The organism is Metabacillus sp. Hm71 (assembly GCF_051842955.2).
GTDB lineage: Bacteria > Bacillota > Bacilli > Bacillales > Bacillaceae > Metabacillus.
The window spans coordinates 2,465,433-2,482,972 of sequence record NZ_CM200278.1; the positions used below are offsets into that span (position 1 = coordinate 2,465,433).

Below are 17,540 nucleotides of genomic sequence, written 5' to 3' on the forward strand. Positions count from 1 at the left end.
GAACGTATGACAAAAATGCGAGTATATGAATATGCAAAACAAACAAATGTATCTAGTAAAGACATTATTTCTACGTTAAAAGAGATGAATGTAGAGGTTAACAATCACATGTCAACTATTGAAAATGATGTGATTATTAAGCTTGACAAAAAATTCAAAACAGCAAATCAAGAGAAAAAAAATAATGAATCAAATCAGAAACTGGGGAAACAAGTGAATAAAACAAAACAAAATAATACAGAAAATGTCAAATCAAATAATGGAGAAAAACCTGCTAAAAACAAATCACTAAAGCATACTCCAAATCATTCAAATAACAAAAAGCAAAATCAACCAACTAATCAACCTTCTAACCAATACAAAGGCAAGAAAAATAATAAGAAAAATAAAGGGAATTTCCAACAGCAGGCACAGCCTAAACCTAAAAAGGAACTGCCAAGCAAAATTACATTTACAGGCAGTTTGACAGTAGGTGAATTAGCATCAAAGCTTGGTAAAGAACCTTCTGAAATTATTAAAAAGCTCCTTCTCCTAGGCACAATGGCCACAATTAATCAGGAGCTTGATAAAGATTCAATTGAATTAATTGCCGGTGAGTATGGTGTCGAAGTAGAAGAAGAAATTGTATTTGAAAAAACAGAATTTGAAAAATATGAAGAAGAAGATCGTGAAGAGGATCTTCAGCTTCGACCTGCGGTTGTAACGATCATGGGTCATGTTGACCATGGTAAAACAACACTTCTTGATTCAATCAGAAATACTAAAGTAACTGAGGGAGAAGCTGGCGGAATCACTCAGCATATTGGTGCCTATCAAATCGTTGCGAATGATCAAAAAATTACGTTCCTTGATACACCAGGACATGCTGCGTTCACAACAATGCGTGCTCGCGGTGCTCAAGTAACAGATATTACGATCCTAGTTGTTGCAGCAGATGACGGAGTAATGCCGCAAACAATAGAAGCGATAAATCATGCCAAAGCTGCTGAAGTGCCTATTATTGTTGCCGTAAATAAAATTGATAAGCCAACAGCAAATCCCGATCGTGTTATGCAGGAATTAACAGAACATGGCCTAGTACCAGAGGCTTGGGGTGGAGATACTATCTTTGTACCTGTCTCTGCACTAACAGGTCAAGGACTTGATGAGCTTCTAGAAATGATCCTATTGGTGACGGAAGTTGAAGAGCTTAAAGCAAATCCAAACAGACGAGCAACTGGTACAGTAATTGAAGCGCAATTAGATAAAGGCCGCGGTTCAGTAGCAACACTACTTGTACAAAACGGTACTCTTCGAGTTGGTGACCCAATTGTAGTAGGTAATACCTATGGACGTGTTCGTGCAATGGTAAATGATATTGGCCGTCGTGTTAAAGAGGCTGCACCATCAACACCTGTTGAAATTACAGGTTTAAATGATGTACCTTTAGCTGGGGATCAATTTATGGTATTTGAAGATGAGAAACAAGCACGTCAAGTAGGTGAAGCAAGAGCGCAAAAGCAGCTTGATGCTCAACGAAGTGAAGGCTCAAAACTAAGCCTCGATGACTTGTTTGAACAAATTAAACAAGGTGAAATCAAAGACATTAATTTAATTGTGAAAGCAGATGTCCAAGGTTCTGTTGAAGCCTTGACTGCAGCTTTACAAAAAATTGATGTTGAAGGTGTTCGCGTAAAAATTATCCATACTGGTGTAGGTGCGATAACTGAGTCTGATATTATCCTTGCAGCTGCTTCAAATGCAATTGTCATTGGCTTTAATGTCCGCCCTGATAGTGGTGCGAAGAAAACAGCAGACGTTGAAGAAGTTGATATTCGTTTACACCGTATTATCTACAAGGTTATTGAAGAAATTGAATCGGCAATGAAAGGAATGCTTGACCCTGAATTTGAAGAAAAAGTGATCGGTCAAGTTGAGATTCGCCAAACATTTAAAGTATCTAAAATCGGTACAATTGCAGGAGCATACGTAACAGAAGGTAAAATCACCCGTGACAGTGGGATAAGATTAATCCGTGATGGAATAGTCATTTATGAGGGTGAAATTGATACATTGAAACGCTTCAAAGACGATGTAAAAGAAGTTGCGCGCAACTATGAATGTGGAATCACAATTAAAAACTTTAATGATATTAAAGAAGGCGATATTATTGAAGCATTTGTGATGGAGGAAATCGAACGTAAATGATCGGATATGTAGAGTGTGAATGCATGATTTATGACTCACATTCATTAAAAGATAAAAGATCTGTCTTACAAAGAGTATTAACAAGAACCAAACAAAAGTATAATGTGTCAATATCAGAAATTGACTTTCAGGATACATGGCAGCATACAAAATTTGGAATTGTTGCCGTAAGTTCCAATAAGGTTCAAACTGAAAGGGAATTGCAAAGGGTATTGCAATTCATCGATTCCTTTCCTGAAATTGAAAGAACTGTTACTTCGTTTGAATGGTTTTAATGAAGAGGTGATGACATGAGCTTAAGAGCAAACCGTGTCGGCGAACAAATGAAAAAAGAATTGGGCGATATTATCGGCCGAAAAATAAAGGACCCGCGTATTGGCTTTGTGACAGTAACAGATGTAAATGTATCTGGTGATCTCCAAATTGCAAAGGTGTATATCTCTGTATTGGGAGACGAAGAACAAAGACAAAACACACTAAAAGGGTTAGCAAAGGCAAAAGGCTTTATTCGTTCTGAAATCGGACAGCGCATTCGACTAAGAAAAACGCCCGAAATTCAATTTGAATTTGATGAATCAATCGATTACGGAAATCGTATTGAGACACTTATTCATGAGTTAAATGTTCAAAATAAAGAGGAGGAATAACTCCTTTTTTAAAGGGATAGACACCTTCGTCTATCCCTTTCTATATGTAAAAATGAAAAGATGCCCTAGGAGGTCTTTTAAATGGAAGGTGTGCTATTATTAAATAAACCAGTTGGCATGACATCCCATGACTGTGTTGCAAAGATGCGCAGGCTTGCTAAAACGAAAAAAGTGGGTCATACGGGTACACTTGACCCGGATGTAACAGGTGTATTGCCAATTTGTCTGGGAAAAGCAACGAAAATTGTTGAATATTTAACAGCAGCTTCAAAGACATATGAAGCTGAAATAACGATTGGTTATTCTACAACAACGGAAGATGCTTCAGGTGAAGAAGTTGAAAGAAAACCTGTAAATCCACCTATTTTAAAAGAAGAGATTGAACAGGTTTTAAATGCGATGGTTGGTACGATCGAGCAAATACCACCGATGTATTCTGCTGTAAAAGTGAACGGAAAAAAGCTCTATGAGTATGCTCGAGCGGGTATTGAGGTGGAAAGACCAGCACGAAAGATTACAATTACTGAACTAGTGCTTATAAGTGGCATTACGAACGATGCCGGTTTAACTAAATTCAAGTTCCGTGTCACTTGTTCAAAAGGTACATACGTTCGGACGTTGGCTGTCATGATCGGCGAAAGACTTGGATATCCTGCGCATATGTCACATCTTATTCGTACGAAATCTGGGCAATTTGATTTGTCCAATTGTTTAACCTTTGAGCAAATCGAAGCTGCAATCGAAAAAGGTACACTTCAACGTGAATTATTGACAATTGGTCAGGCATTAAAAGATTTGCCGAATCTAGTTATCCATGATACGCTAGCAGAGAAAGTTAAAAATGGAGCAGTACTTGAATTGCCTGAAACATTTCAAGACATTAAAGCAGGCTCTCCTATTGCCATTTATGCTGAGGATGGCCGCTGTATTGCTATCTATTCTAAGCACCCTACCAAGGATTATCTAATGAAGCCTTTGAAGGTGCTATATAATGAAACTTAATATGTTATAAGTGAGAAAAGGTGAAGTGACCGTGAAACTAATAAAACTGTCTCAACCACATCATTTTAACAAAGATGATTTTGATGAAATGGTGCTTGCATTGGGGTATTTTGATGGAGTTCATAAAGGACATCAAAAAGTAATCCTAAAAGCAAAAGAGATTGCTGATCGACTTGGGAGAAAAAGTGCAGTCATGACCTTTAATCCCCATCCACTTGTTGTCCTGCGAAACCAAAAGGAAATTGATTATATTACACCTCTTGAAGAAAAAATACATTTAATTAGTCAATTAAATGTGGATATTTTATTTGTTGTAGAATTTACAAAGGAGTTTGCAGCTTTATTGCCACAGCAATTTGTTGATGACTATATTATCAACTTAAATGTTAAGCATGTTGTTGCAGGCTTTGATTTTACATATGGCCACTTAGGAAAGGGTACGATGGAAACAATGCCATTCCATTCCAGGGAGCAATTTTTGCAAACAACTGTAGAAAAGCAAACTGACCGTGATCGTAAAATTAGCTCCTCGCTCATACGAGAGGTTATTAGAAGCGGTGATGTTTCATATGCACATAATCTTCTCGGAAGACCTCATACTGTTACCGGAACAGTTATTCATGGTGATAAACGGGGGAGAACAATCGGTTTTCCTACAGCAAATATAGATGTCCCTGACATATATTTAATGCCTCCAACAGGTGTTTATGCGGTTTCTGCTTTAATTAATGGCCAAGAATATAAAGGAATGTGCAATATTGGCTACAAGCCTACGTTTAATAAAGAAAAAGCTGCTAAACCAAGCATAGAAGTGCATATTTTTGATTTCCAACAGGACATATATGATCAAACTATCTCAATATCATGGTTTAAACGTATAAGAAGTGAACAAAAGTTTAATAATGTTGAGGAGCTAATCAGTCAAATTGCGAAAGACAAAGCGGCAGTTGAACAATTCTTTGGACAAAAAACCGTTTAGTCCTTGCAATTTGCTTGGAAAAATAGTATTCTAATGGATGTAACTTAAAACCATTGCTTGGCAAATCGATTCACCAACGTTTGCTCGGTAATTGGGGTTTTTTGAAATTAAGGAGGTGAAAAGGATGGCTATCACACAAGAACGTAAAAACGAACTAATTGCTACTTATAGAACACATGAATCTGATACTGGTTCACCAGAGGTTCAAATTGCTATCCTTACTGAGGACATCAATAACTTAAATGATCACTTACGTGTTCACAAAAAAGACCACCACTCTCGTCGCGGTCTATTAAAAATGGTAGGTAAACGTCGTAACTTACTAACTTACCTACGTAATAAGGACGTAACTCGTTATCGTGAGTTAATCAACAAGCTTGGTTTACGTCGATAATACCTTTAAAAGCGGGATTTTTCCCGCTTTTTTAGTGTATTTAAATATAAATAGGCAAAAATGATATAAGCTAACAACTAACTTATTACGTTTTTTTAAAACCTATTTACATACAATAACAACATTGATATGTTGAATTTAAATGGTTCATACTAATACATAATCTTTATTATATGAGAGGGGTTTTTTAACTTTATGGGACAAGATAAGCAATCATTTTCCATAGAATGGGCCGGCAGAAATTTAACCGTTGAAATTGGACAATTAGCCAAACAAGCAAACGGTTCTGTTCTGGTTCGTTATGGTGATACGGCTGTATTAAGTACAGCAACTGCATCAAAGGATCCAAAGCCACTTGATTTCTTCCCGTTAACAGTGAATTATGAGGAACGCTTATATGCGGTCGGGAAAATCCCAGGCGGTTTTATAAAAAGAGAAGGTCGTCCAAGTGAAAAGGCGATTTTGGCGAGCAGGTTAATTGATCGTCCAATCAGACCATTATTTGCAGATGGATTTCGAAATGAAGTACAAGTTATCAGCATTGTGATGAGTGTTGATCAGGATTGTTCATCTGAAATGGCAGCTATGTTTGGTTCATCTTTAGCACTTTGTGTTTCAGATATCCCGTTTGAAGGGCCAATCGCTGGTGTAACAGTTGGAAGAATCAATAATGAATTTATCATTAATCCGACCGTTGAACAGGCTGAACAAAGTGATATTCATCTAGTGGTAGCTGGGACAAAGGATGCCATCAACATGGTTGAGGCGGGTGCAAAAGAAGTACCTGAGGAAACGATGCTAGAAGCGATCATGTTTGGACATGAAGAAATTAAACGCCTTATCGCTTTCCAAGAAGAAGTCGCTCAAGCTGTTGGAAAAGAAAAAATGGCAATTGAATTATTTGAGTTAGATGCTGATCTAGAAAAACAAATTCGTGAAATCGCAGAAAATGACTTACTAAAAGCCATTCAAGTTCAAGAAAAACATGCAAGAGAAGATACAATCAATGAAGTAAAAAATGCAGTTGTCATGAAATTTGAAGAGAATGAAGCTGATGAAGATACATTAAAACAGGTAAAGCAAATCCTGTCTAAAATCGTAAAAGCTGAGGTTCGCCGTCTCATTACTGAAGAAAAGGTAAGACCTGACGGCCGTGGTGTCGATGAGATCCGTCCTTTATCATCAGAGGTAGGGCTTTTATCAAGAACTCATGGTTCAGGCTTGTTTACACGCGGACAAACTCAAGCGTTAAGTATTTGTACACTTGGTGCACTAGGTGATGTGCAAATTTTAGATGGCTTGGGAATTGAAGAATCAAAACGTTTCATGCATCATTATAATTTCCCGCAATTTAGTGTCGGGGAAACAGGACCAATGAGAGGGCCAGGACGTAGAGAAATCGGTCATGGTGCTTTGGGTGAAAGAGCATTAGAACCAATTATACCTTCTGAAAAGGATTTTCCATATACAATCCGACTAGTGTCAGAGGTACTTGAATCAAACGGATCAACGTCACAGGCAAGTATTTGTGCAAGTACATTAGCGATGATGGATGCAGGTGTGCCAATTAAAGCTCCTGTAGCAGGTATTGCAATGGGGCTTGTAAAATCTGGTGAACACTATACAGTGCTAACAGATATTCAAGGTATGGAAGATGCGTTAGGGGATATGGACTTTAAAGTTGCAGGTACCGAATCAGGGGTAACTGCATTACAAATGGATATTAAAATTGAAGGTCTTTCCAGGGAGATTTTAGAAGAGGCATTACAGCAAGCAAAGAAAGGCCGTATGGAAATTTTAAAATCAATGCTTGCAACAATCCAGGCACCTAAGCAGGAGCTTTCACAATATGCACCTAAAATTTTAACGATGACAATCAATCCTGAAAAAATTAGAGATGTCATAGGACCAAGCGGAAAACAAATTAATAAAATTATTGAAGAAACAGGCGTTAAAATCGACATTGAACAGGACGGAACTGTATTCATTTCATCTATTAATGAAGAAATGAATCAAAAAGCTAAGAAAATCATCGAAGACCTCGTTCGTGAAGTTGTCGTTGGTCAAATGTATCTCGGAAAAGTAAAACGTATTGAAAAGTTCGGTGCATTTGTTGAAATTTTTAGCGGAAAAGATGGACTGGTTCACATTTCCGAGCTTGCTTTAGAACGTGTTGGCAAGGTTGAGGATGTTGTCTCTATTGGTGATGAAATTCTAGTAAAAGTCACAGAAATCGATAAGCAAGGCCGTGTAAATTTATCTCGTAAAGCAGTCTTAAAAGAACAAAAGGAACAAGAAAAGCAAGAAGGTTGATCGTGGAGGCCGGGGTAACCGGGCTTCTTTTTCGGTTATGAAGGTATTGCGATTTTACTTAGAGAGATTTAGTATGAGATTTTCCACTATGAATTGGTAATTATTGCAAATTACTTTGGTGTCTAGCTCCAGCGCCTAGGTTCGAAAGTCTAGCCAATCATGAATTGAAGGCAAAGTACACCTTCTATTCATGCTCGTCTTATGATTTTCGGACCTAATCAAGGCACTTACGCATTTCGGTTCTACCTTGTCCCCTTTTTACATATTTTTTAGTAAAAAGGGGGATACATAATGCAAAGGAAAATTATTCAATTCGTTGGATTTCTTATAATCTTGACGGTTAGCATAGGGTTTATTGAAAATCCATTTACATCTTCTTATGTTGAGCAAATGAAGACAGCAAGTGTAACAGTCTCAAAGCAAAAGGATGAATTGTACGAAGAGATTGCAAAAAGAGCGATAGAATATAATATCCCTGCCCAAAATGCGGAAATACATAAAGTATGGAAGGCTACACCAGGCTATAATGGTATAGAGGTAGATCTTGATCAATCCTATAAAAAAATGAAGGCAAAGGGAGTCTTTGATGAAAACCTTCTGGTCTATCGTCAGGTTGAACCATCTGTCCATTTAGAAGATCTGCCTGCAGAGCCGATCTATCGGGGACATCCTGATAAGCCGATGGTTTCATTCATCATTAATGTCGCTTGGGGAAATGAGTATATTCCAGATATGTTAGAGACGTTGAATAAATACCATGTAAAAGCTACCTTCTTTCTAGAAGGAAGGTGGGCAAAAGAAAATCCGGAAATGGCGAAAATGATCGTTGATGCCGGACACGAGGTTGGAAATCATTCCTATACACATCCTGATATGAGTCAGTTGTCACAGGCGAAAATTAGAGAACAGCTGCTAAAAACAAATGAAGTGATTAAGTCTGTAACAGATGTAACACCTACCTGGTTTGCACCGCCTAGCGGTAGCTTCAGAGATGAAGTTGTAAAAATTGCAGACGAAATGAATATGGGTACAATTATGTGGAGTGTGGATACAATAGATTGGCAGCGGCCTCAACCACATGTTTTAGTTCAAAGAGTTATGAGTAAGGTTCATAACGGAGCATTAATCTTGATGCATCCAACTTCCTCGACAGCTGAAAGTTTAGAAACACTTATCTTATCCATAAAGGAAAAAGGCTATTCATTCGGTTCTGTCTCAATGCTTGTTGACGAAAAAAGATTATCAGTTATTGGAAAAAATAACAAACTAGACGAATGAAGAATTGTAGCACCTATGAAGGAGGAACAAGTGTGATAAAAAAATATACTTGTCAAAACGGAGTAAGAATAGTATTAGAAAACATACCAACTGTCCGTTCTGTTGCAATTGGTATATGGATCGGGACTGGATCCCGTAATGAGAACTTGAAAAATAACGGGATCTCCCATTTTTTAGAGCATATGTTTTTTAAAGGAACCAAAACAAGAACAGCAAGAGAAATAGCTGAGTCCTTTGATAGTATTGGTGGCCAGGTCAATGCATTTACCTCTAAAGAATATACATGCTATTATGCAAAGGTACTTGATGACCATGCCAAATATGCATTAGATGTATTAGCAGATATGTTTTTTCATTCCACCTTTGATGAAGAAGAGCTTAAAAAAGAAAAGAATGTAGTTTATGAAGAGATCAAAATGTATGAAGATACTCCAGATGATATTGTACATGATATTTTAAGTCGTGCTACATATGGTGAACATCCGCTTGGATACCCTATTTTAGGAACGGAAGAAACGCTGGCAACATTTAATGGCGATATGTTAAGAGAATACATGAATAACTATTATACACCAGATAATGTTGTTGTTTCAGTGGCCGGTAATGTTAATGAAGATTTTATTAAAGAAATTGAAAAGCTTTTTGGTGCTTATGAAACTGGTTCGAAAAAACGTGAATTTGAAAAGCCGAGCTTTATGGATCAAAAGCTTGCGAGAAAAAAAGATACGGAACAAGCGCATCTCTGTATTGGCTTTAACGGCTTGGAGGTAGGACATGATAATATTTACAGTTTGATTGTTCTAAATAATATTTTAGGCGGAAGTATGAGCAGCCGCTTGTTCCAAGATGTGAGAGAACAAAAGGGCCTTGCATACTCCGTATTTTCTTATCACTCATCCTATGAGGATAATGGTCTGCTTACGATTTATGGCGGTACTGGAAACAGCCAGTTGAATATGTTATTTGAAACCATTCAAGAAACATTAGCTACTTTAAAAGCAGAAGGAATAACGGAAAAAGAATTAGCCAATAGCAAGGAGCAAATGAAGGGGAGCTTAATGCTTAGTCTTGAAAGTACAAATAGCCGGATGAGCAGAAATGGAAAAAATGAGCTTTTGCTTGGTCGCCACCGTTCACTGGATTCGATTATTGAAAAGGTCAATGAGGTTACTGAAGATAGTGTGAATAAGCTCGCAAATCAATTATTTTCAGATGCTTATTCGATTGCCTTAATAAGTCCGGATGGTCAGTTGCCGGAAAAACTAAAATAAATGATTGAATGTCTGCAATTTTATAGAAATTGTAGGCATTTTTTTATGATGTTAAACGATATGATAGTAAAAAGGGGGAATGGCCATGAGATTAAGTGAGTTAAGCGGAAAAGAAATTGTCGATGTTAAGCGTGCTGAACGATTAGGAGTTTTAGGCCAAACAGATCTTGAAATTAATGAACAGACTGGTCAAATCACAACCTTAATTATCCCTTCATTAAAGTGGTTTGGTCTTAGGAAACAGGGCCAGGAGATTCGTGTTCCATGGCAGCATATAAAAAAAATTGGTACGGATATGATCATCCTTGATATTCCAGATGATCAGAATGAAAATGTTGAATAGAACCATATTGGGCTGACTCAGGAAGGATAAAACCTTTTAACTGAGACAGCCTTTTTTTAAATTCTTACACAACACTTTTCATCATTCATGTAAGATCGCTTTTAAATGAAGCGTCTTCCTTAAAAGAGCATAAACGAAGTCCCTCCCATCAAATTTCCTCATGTTATTCACCCATATTGAAGTTTCTACATAGTATGTTGAAGTAAGTTATTCTAGGAAATCAAAGAACTCAAAACAGATAACATGCCGAAAAGAAGGTGAACGATCAACATGTTAACAGGATTAAACGTAGCTGTTATCGGTGGCGATGCAAGGCAGCTTGAAGTGATCCGAAAATTAACTGAACTAGACGCAAAGCTATTTCTCATCGGTTTTGACCAATTAGACCACGGATTTACTGGTGCTACGAAAGCAAAGATAGATGAGGTTATATTTAAAGAAATAGATGCAATTATTCTGCCTATCCCTGGAACAAATCAAGAGGGGATTATTGAAACAGTGTTTTCAAATGAAGAGGTTAAGCTAACGGAGGATTTAGTTTTACAAACTCCGCCACATTGTGTAATTTATTCCGGTATAACAAATTCTTACTTAGATAAGCTTGTTCAAACAACAAATCGCAAGTTAATCCAGCTTTTTGAACGAGATGATGTTGCTATATACAATTCAATTCCAACCGTTGAAGGAACGATCATGATGGTCATCCAACACACTGATATCACGATCCATGGCTCAAAAATTGCAGTTTTAGGTCTTGGCAGAGTAGGGATGAGTGTAGCTAGAACGTTTTCAGCACTAGGAGCTAAGGTAAAGGTTGGTGCAAGAGATACTGCCCACTTAGCAAGAATTACGGAAATGGGGCTAACTCCATTTTCCTTAGAACATTTAAAAAATGAAGTAAAAGACATTGATGTATGTATTAATACGATCCCACACTTGATCATTACGGCGCAGGTGATTTCCAGTATGCCGGCACACACGTTAATCGTTGATTTGGCATCAAAGCCAGGAGGTACTGATTTTCGTTATGCAGAAAAACGGGGAATCAAAGCACTTTTGGCACCAGGTTTACCTGGAATTGTTGCCCCTAAAACAGCAGGCCAAATCGTTGCGAATGTTCTCACACAGCTTTTGAATGATTTATTAGAAGGAAAGGGGTCTTCTTAATGAAGTTAAAAGGAAAACGTATAGGATTTGGCATTACGGGTTCTCATTGCACATATGAAGAAGTATATCCGCAAATTAAATCAATTTTAGATGAAGGTGCAGATGTGATCCCTGTTGTATCATTCACTGTTAAAAATACAACTACTCGTTTCGGAGCTGCCGGTGAATGGGTTGAAAAAATTGAGCAACTTACAGGGAATGAAGTAATCGATTCAATCGTAAAGGCGGAACCATTAGGTCCAAAACTTCCGCTTGATTGCATGGTCATTGCACCATTAACAGGGAACTCTATGAGTAAGTTTGCAAATGCGATGACAGACTCACCGGTATTAATGGCTGCTAAAGCAACATTAAGAACTCATCGCCCGGTCGTAGTCGGGATTTCAACAAATGATGCTCTTGGATTAAATGGTGTTAATCTTATGAGGTTAATGGCAACAAAAGATATCTATTTTGTTCCTTTTGGTCAGGATGCTCCGCTTCAAAAACCTAATTCAATGGTTGCAAGAATGGACTCATTGCTTGATACTGTACTGGCAGCATTAGAGGGGAAGCAATTACAGCCTGTTGTCGTAGAAAAATATCGCGATTTAGAAAAATAATTTAAAAATTCAATAAAACAATGATAAATTTATGAGTCCATTCGACAATTAATGTGATAGAATAGTACGTAAATGATTTGAAGCTATTTTAATATGACTGATTAAGGTAGCTGGAAGGAGCTAGTGGTTAATGGAAGCAAAAGGTTATCATGTAGCAGTAGTCGGAGCAACTGGAGCAGTAGGGCAGCAAATGCTTCAAACTCTGGAAAAACGTAATTTTCCAATTTCAAAACTAACTTTGCTTTCGTCTGAACGTTCTGCAGGGACAAAAATTACGTTCAGAAACGAAGAATATATTGTGCAAGCGGCAACACCGAACAGCTTTGAAGGAGTGCAAATTGCCTTATTTAGTGCGGGAGGCAGTGTATCAAAACAACTTGCACCTGAAGCGGTAAAACGCGGTGCAATTGTTGTTGATAACACAAGTGCATACCGCATGGACGAAAATGTTCCTCTCGTAGTACCAGAAGTAAACGAAGAAGAATTAAGAAATCACAATGGAATCATTGCAAATCCAAACTGTTCTACAATCCAAATGGTTGTTGCACTTGAACCGCTTCGTAAGCAATATGGCTTAAATAAAGTGATTGTTTCAACCTATCAAGCTGTATCAGGTGCAGGTGCTGCAGCAATTAATGAACTAAAACAGCAAGCACAAGCGATCCTTAATGGCGAAGAATATACTCCGGAAATTCTTCCAGTAAAAGGTGATGAAAAACACTATCAAATTGCCTTTAATGCGATTCCGCAAATTGATAAATTCCAAGACAATGGATTTACATTTGAGGAAATGAAAATGATAAATGAAACGAAAAAAATTATGAGTATGCCAAAGCTGCAAGTAGCGGCAACTTGTGTTCGTTTACCAGTTGAAACGGGACATTCAGAGTCTGTATATGTAGAACTTGATCAAAACGATGTTTCTGTAGATCAGGTAAAAGAATTATTAAGAGATTCAGACGGCGTAACACTGCAAGACGATCCATCACAGCAGATTTATCCAATGCCGGCTCATTGCGTAGGTAAAAACGATGTTTTTGTGGGCAGAATTCGTAAAGATTTAGACCGCGAAAACGGTTTTCATATGTGGATTGTTTCCGATAATCTCTTAAAAGGTGCAGCATGGAATTCAGTACAAATTGCAGAAAGTCTAGTTAAATTACAATTAGTTTAATCTTTATCAGGAAGAGAGCATGGATAACCAGCTCTCTTCTCTCACGTCTATAGTAGAGGTGTTACAATGAAAATTATCGTGCAAAAATTCGGAGGAACGTCCGTAAAGGATGACCACGGGCGAAAAATGGCATTAGCCCATATACAGGAAGCGATTGAAATAGGATATAAGGTAGTAGTCGTTGTTTCTGCCATGGGCAGAAAAGGTGATCCATATGCAACCGATACATTGCTGGGATTACTATATGGAGATGTCGAGATGATTTCTAACAGAGAGCAGGATATGCTTCTTTCCTGTGGAGAAATAATTTCATCCATCGTTTTTTCAAGCATGTTGAATCAAAATGGAATAAAAGCTACAGCTTTAAATGGGGCTCAGGCAGGTTTTGTAACCAGTAATGAGCATACGAATGCAAAGATCCTTGAAATGAAGTGTGACCGCCTTCTTGAAACACTCGGTGACCATGATGTTGTCGTTGTCGCCGGATTTCAAGGAGCGTCTATAAAAACAGGTGATATAACAACAATTGGACGAGGTGGAAGTGATACTTCAGCTGCAGCATTGGGAGCGGCATTGGATGCTGAATTTGTCGATATCTTCACAGATGTTGAAGGAGTAATGACCGCTGACCCTAGAATTGTTGAAAATGCAAAACCACTTTCAACAGTAACTTATACAGAAATTGTTAACCTTGCCTATCAAGGGGCCAAGGTCATCCATCCTCGTGCTGTTGAAATTGCGATGCAATCAGAAGTACCGATTAGAGTCCGTTCTACTTATTCACAGTCATCTGGAACTCTTGTAACATCAAATCATTCGAAAAAACGAGGAAGCGATGTTTATGAGCGTCTTATAACCGGAATTGCACATGTTTCCGATGTGACTCAAATAAAAGTGAACGCAAAGGAAGGGCAATATGATGTCCAGACGGAAGTATTTAAAGCGATGGCCAAGGATGGTATAAGTGTTGACTTTTTCAATATAACTCCAAAGGGTGTCATTTATACAGTGCCAGATAAGGTAACAGATCGAGCAGTTGATATATTAAGATCTCTCGGTTATGAGCCAATTATAAATAGACATTGTGCAAAGGTGTCAACAGTTGGAGCAGGAATCATGGGGGTTCCTGGTGTAACAGCTAAAATTGTAACAGCATTATCCGAAAAAGGCATCCAAATTCTGCAATCCGCAGATAGTCATACGACAATTTGGGTATTGGTAAAAGAAGAGGATATGATAAAAGCAGTAAATGCTTTACACGAAGCGTTCGATCTTTCAAATTAAGAGTTGGCAAAAAGAGGAGTGAGAGTTTAGAATGATTCATTTTGGAAGGCTTTCTACAGCGATGATCACGCCGTTTGATAAAAATGGAAATATCGACTTTCAAAAAACTTCAATATTAATTGACTATTTGATCAATCATGGATCTGATTCATTGGTTATTGCCGGTACAACTGGTGAATCGCCTACACTAAGTACAGAAGAGAAAATTGCTCTTTTTAAACATACAGTTAAAGAAGTAAATGGGAGAGTTCCTGTCATTGCAGGAACGGGCAGCAATAATACGGCAGCGTCCATTCATTTAACGAAAAAAGCTGAGGAAGCTGGCGTTGATGCGATTATGCTTGTTGTCCCTTATTATAATAAGCCTAGTCAGGAAGGGCTTTATCAACATTTTAAAGCAATTGCTGAATCAACTAAACTCCCGGTTATGCTTTATAATATTCCTGGCAGAAGTGTAATTAATTTGTCCGTTGATACAATTGTAAGATTATCAGAGCTTCCTAATATTGTGGCAATAAAAGAAGCAAGCGGTGATTTAGATGCAATGTCAGAAATTATTTCAAGAACGAAAGATGATTTTGCCCTTTATACTGGTGATGATGCATTAACAATACCAGTATTATCAATTGGCGGAGTCGGAGTTGTCTCTGTTGCTTCCCATATTGCTGGAACAGAAATGCAATCAATGATTTCTTCATTTATTAATGGAGACTATGCTGCAGCAGCAAAACAACATCGCACATTGTTGCCGGTTGTAAAGCAGTTATTTGCTTCTCCAAATCCAACACCAGTAAAAACAGCTCTGCAGGTTAAAGGGATTGATGTTGGATCTGTGCGCTTGCCATTGGTGCCATTGACAAGCAGCGAACGCAATGAGTTAATTGAGGTAATGAATACCTATCTAAAATAATTAATGTTTGTCTTTTTCTCAGGGTCTGATCCTCTTGGATCAGACCCTGAATTAATTATTGGAAATTTTTTGACAATGAACTTACATAAAAACTATACGACCAAAATTTCCTTGTATTCCATTTCTTTCATCAGTTATAATGTTTCTAAGTGACGTTGAACGGGTACTTCAGTGGGGAGGATTTATTAAATCATGGAAAAGACAGAAACGATTAAATTAATTGCCTTGGGGGGCGTAGGTGAAGTCGGTAAAAATATGTTTGTAGTGGAAATTAACACGGATATTTTTGTCGTAGATGCAGGATTGATGTATCCTGAGGGTGAAATGTTAGGAATTGATATGGTTATACCTGACATTACATATTTAAAAGAAAATAAAGAACGTGTAAGAGGTATTTTTTTAACACATGGTCATGATGAGAATATCGGAGGAATTTTCTATCTATTAAATAATTTAAGTGTTCCTATTTACGGGACTAAACTAACATTGGCTTTATTGAGTGAAAAATTAAAAGAAAACCGTATAAAACAAAATGTTTTAGTGAAAGAAATTGATAGTGAAACATTATTGCGTTTTTCAAGTACAGAGATTTCTTTTTTTAAAACTAATCACAGCATCCCTGATTCAGTAGGAATAAGTTTTTTAACGACGATGGGATCGATTGTTCATACAGGAGATTTTAAATTTGATCAAACACCTATTGGTGAAAATTTAATGGATATTGCAACAATTGCTAAAATTGGTGAAGCGGGCGTATTATGTTTATTATCTGACAGTATCAACGCTGAAAAACCTGGCTATTCAGGATCAGAGGCGATTGTCGGCAGTGAAATTTCTGATGTAATGTATGATGCAGAAGGCAGAGTCATTGTTGCAGTATTTGCTTCCAACCTTTATCGAATTCAGCAAGTCATAAACGCTGCATTGAAAAATAATCGCAAACTGGCAATAGTTGGGAAAAACATGAAAAATATCCTTAATTTAGCTATTAATCTAGGATATATTGAGGTTGAAGAAGACATAATCATTTCTGTTAATGATATAGACAAGTACCCTAAAAATGAAATTGCCATCCTTACAACTAGCAATCAGGGAGAACCGTTAGCTGTATTATCAAGAATGGCGAAGCAGTCTCATAAACAAGTAAATGTAAAACATGGGGACACTGTTCTGGTAGCGGCAACACCGATACCTGGACATGAACTGGTTTTCTCAAAAACAATTGATTTATTATTTAGAGCAGGTGCCAATGTCGTATTTGGGCAAAAGCAAATTCACGTTTCAGGCCATGGTCACCAAGAAGAATTAAAAATGATGCTCAACCTTACTAAGCCAACATTCTTTATTCCGATTCATGGAGAATATAAAATGCAAAAGGCTCATGCTAAACTAGCAAAGCAAGTAGGGGTGAATGAGGAAAACATCTTTTTAGTCGAAAAAGGCGACGTCATTGAGTTTAAAGGAAATAATGTAAATACTGGTGCTAAGGTTCCTTCGGGCAATATTTTAATCGACGGACTGGGCATCGGTGACGTTGGAAACATCGTCCTTCGTGATCGTCGTTTATTATCCCAGGATGGAATATTAATTGTTGTCGTCACGTTGGATAAACAGAAAAAGAAAATTATTTCTGGTCCGGAGATTATCACAAGAGGGTTTGTGTATGTAAGAGAATCAGAAGAGCTGATCGGCCATGCCAATGAAATTGTTACTTCTATCGTGGAAAAAAGCATGCAAGAGTATACCATTGAATGGTCAGCATTAAAGCTTAGTATAAGAGAAGCACTCAATCAATTCCTATATGAAAAAACGAAAAGAAGACCAATGATTTTACCAATTATTATGGAAATTTAATTTTTTCAGCAAAATTCCATTCTATACGGGTGAAAACGCTTATAAAAGAATGATGAATAAATAAAAGAAGCTGACAAAAGGTGTCAGCTTCTTTTTAAGTAGAAAAAGAATAGGGGAGATCCCGCAAATGTGGAA

Annotated in this window: 16 protein-coding genes; all 16 read left to right on the forward strand. The window is 37.4% G+C overall.

Annotated features, from left to right (window positions below; genetic code table 11):
* The first annotated feature begins 6 nt into the window (after positions 1-6).
* The 16 genes from infB to ACSVDH_RS11720 all read left to right on the forward strand — a co-directional run bounded on the left by infB (position 7) and on the right by ACSVDH_RS11720 (position 17,405).
* Positions 7-2,187 carry a translation initiation factor IF-2 gene (infB, locus tag ACSVDH_RS11645; protein WP_439249505.1) on the forward strand — a complete coding sequence of 727 codons (2,181 nt, stop codon included), beginning with the start codon at positions 7-9 and terminating at the stop codon, positions 2,185-2,187.
* Complete coding sequence (locus ACSVDH_RS11650; RefSeq protein WP_299090149.1) at positions 2,184-2,462, forward strand: DUF503 domain-containing protein; 279 nt, start codon at positions 2,184-2,186, stop codon at positions 2,460-2,462. Before infB ends, ACSVDH_RS11650 begins: the two co-directional genes overlap by 4 nt.
* Positions 2,463-2,477: 15 nt before the next feature.
* Complete coding sequence (rbfA, locus tag ACSVDH_RS11655; RefSeq protein WP_299090151.1) at positions 2,478-2,834, forward strand: 30S ribosome-binding factor RbfA; 357 nt, start codon at positions 2,478-2,480, stop codon at positions 2,832-2,834.
* Between the two features lie 81 nt (positions 2,835-2,915).
* Positions 2,916-3,836, forward strand: a complete 921-nt coding sequence (gene truB, locus ACSVDH_RS11660; RefSeq protein WP_439249506.1) for a tRNA pseudouridine(55) synthase TruB — start codon at positions 2,916-2,918, stop codon at positions 3,834-3,836.
* Between the two features lie 31 nt (positions 3,837-3,867).
* Positions 3,868-4,815 (forward strand): bifunctional riboflavin kinase/FAD synthetase, encoded by a 948-nt coding sequence (ribF, locus tag ACSVDH_RS11665; protein WP_299090156.1) that lies wholly within the window; start codon positions 3,868-3,870, stop codon positions 4,813-4,815.
* A 124-nt stretch (positions 4,816-4,939) separates the two neighbouring features.
* Positions 4,940-5,209, forward strand: a complete 270-nt coding sequence (gene rpsO, locus ACSVDH_RS11670) for a 30S ribosomal protein S15 (RefSeq protein ID WP_299090158.1) — start codon at positions 4,940-4,942, stop codon at positions 5,207-5,209.
* 195 nt (positions 5,210-5,404) lie between these two features.
* Positions 5,405-7,522, forward strand: coding sequence for a polyribonucleotide nucleotidyltransferase (gene pnp / locus ACSVDH_RS11675; protein ID WP_439249508.1), 2,118 nt, complete (start codon positions 5,405-5,407; stop codon positions 7,520-7,522).
* Between the two features lie 291 nt (positions 7,523-7,813).
* Entirely contained in the window at positions 7,814-8,800 is a 987-nt protein-coding gene (locus tag ACSVDH_RS11680; protein WP_439249510.1) for a polysaccharide deacetylase family protein, read from the forward strand.
* Positions 8,801-8,832: 32 nt separating this feature from the next.
* Positions 8,833-10,071, forward strand: a complete 1,239-nt coding sequence (locus tag ACSVDH_RS11685; protein ID WP_439249511.1) for a M16 family metallopeptidase — start codon at positions 8,833-8,835, stop codon at positions 10,069-10,071.
* Between the two features lie 85 nt (positions 10,072-10,156).
* On the forward strand, positions 10,157-10,414 hold the full coding sequence (locus tag ACSVDH_RS11690; RefSeq protein WP_299090167.1) for a YlmC/YmxH family sporulation protein: 258 nt from the start codon (positions 10,157-10,159) through the stop codon (positions 10,412-10,414).
* 270 nt (positions 10,415-10,684) lie between these two features.
* On the forward strand, positions 10,685-11,581 hold the full coding sequence (gene dpaA / locus ACSVDH_RS11695) for a dipicolinic acid synthetase subunit A (RefSeq protein WP_439249512.1): 897 nt from the start codon (positions 10,685-10,687) through the stop codon (positions 11,579-11,581).
* Positions 11,581-12,183 carry a dipicolinate synthase subunit B gene (locus ACSVDH_RS11700; RefSeq protein ID WP_299090171.1) on the forward strand — a complete coding sequence of 201 codons (603 nt, stop codon included), beginning with the start codon at positions 11,581-11,583 and terminating at the stop codon, positions 12,181-12,183. Before dpaA ends, ACSVDH_RS11700 begins: the two co-directional genes overlap by 1 nt.
* A 130-nt stretch (positions 12,184-12,313) precedes the next feature.
* Complete coding sequence (asd, locus tag ACSVDH_RS11705) at positions 12,314-13,357, forward strand: aspartate-semialdehyde dehydrogenase (RefSeq protein WP_439249513.1); 1,044 nt, start codon at positions 12,314-12,316, stop codon at positions 13,355-13,357.
* Positions 13,358-13,423: 66 nt separating this feature from the next.
* Positions 13,424-14,641: an aspartate kinase gene (dapG, locus tag ACSVDH_RS11710; RefSeq protein ID WP_299090178.1), complete on the forward strand. Its 1,218-nt coding sequence runs from the start codon at positions 13,424-13,426 to the stop codon at positions 14,639-14,641.
* Between the two features lie 31 nt (positions 14,642-14,672).
* Positions 14,673-15,551 carry a 4-hydroxy-tetrahydrodipicolinate synthase gene (gene dapA, locus ACSVDH_RS11715; protein WP_299090181.1) on the forward strand — a complete coding sequence of 293 codons (879 nt, stop codon included), beginning with the start codon at positions 14,673-14,675 and terminating at the stop codon, positions 15,549-15,551.
* Between the two features lie 192 nt (positions 15,552-15,743).
* The gene (locus ACSVDH_RS11720; protein WP_439249514.1) at positions 15,744-17,405 is read left to right on the forward strand and encodes a ribonuclease J; all 1,662 of its coding nucleotides are present in this window, start codon (positions 15,744-15,746) and stop codon (positions 17,403-17,405) included.
* The last annotated feature ends 135 nt before the right edge of the window (positions 17,406-17,540 follow it).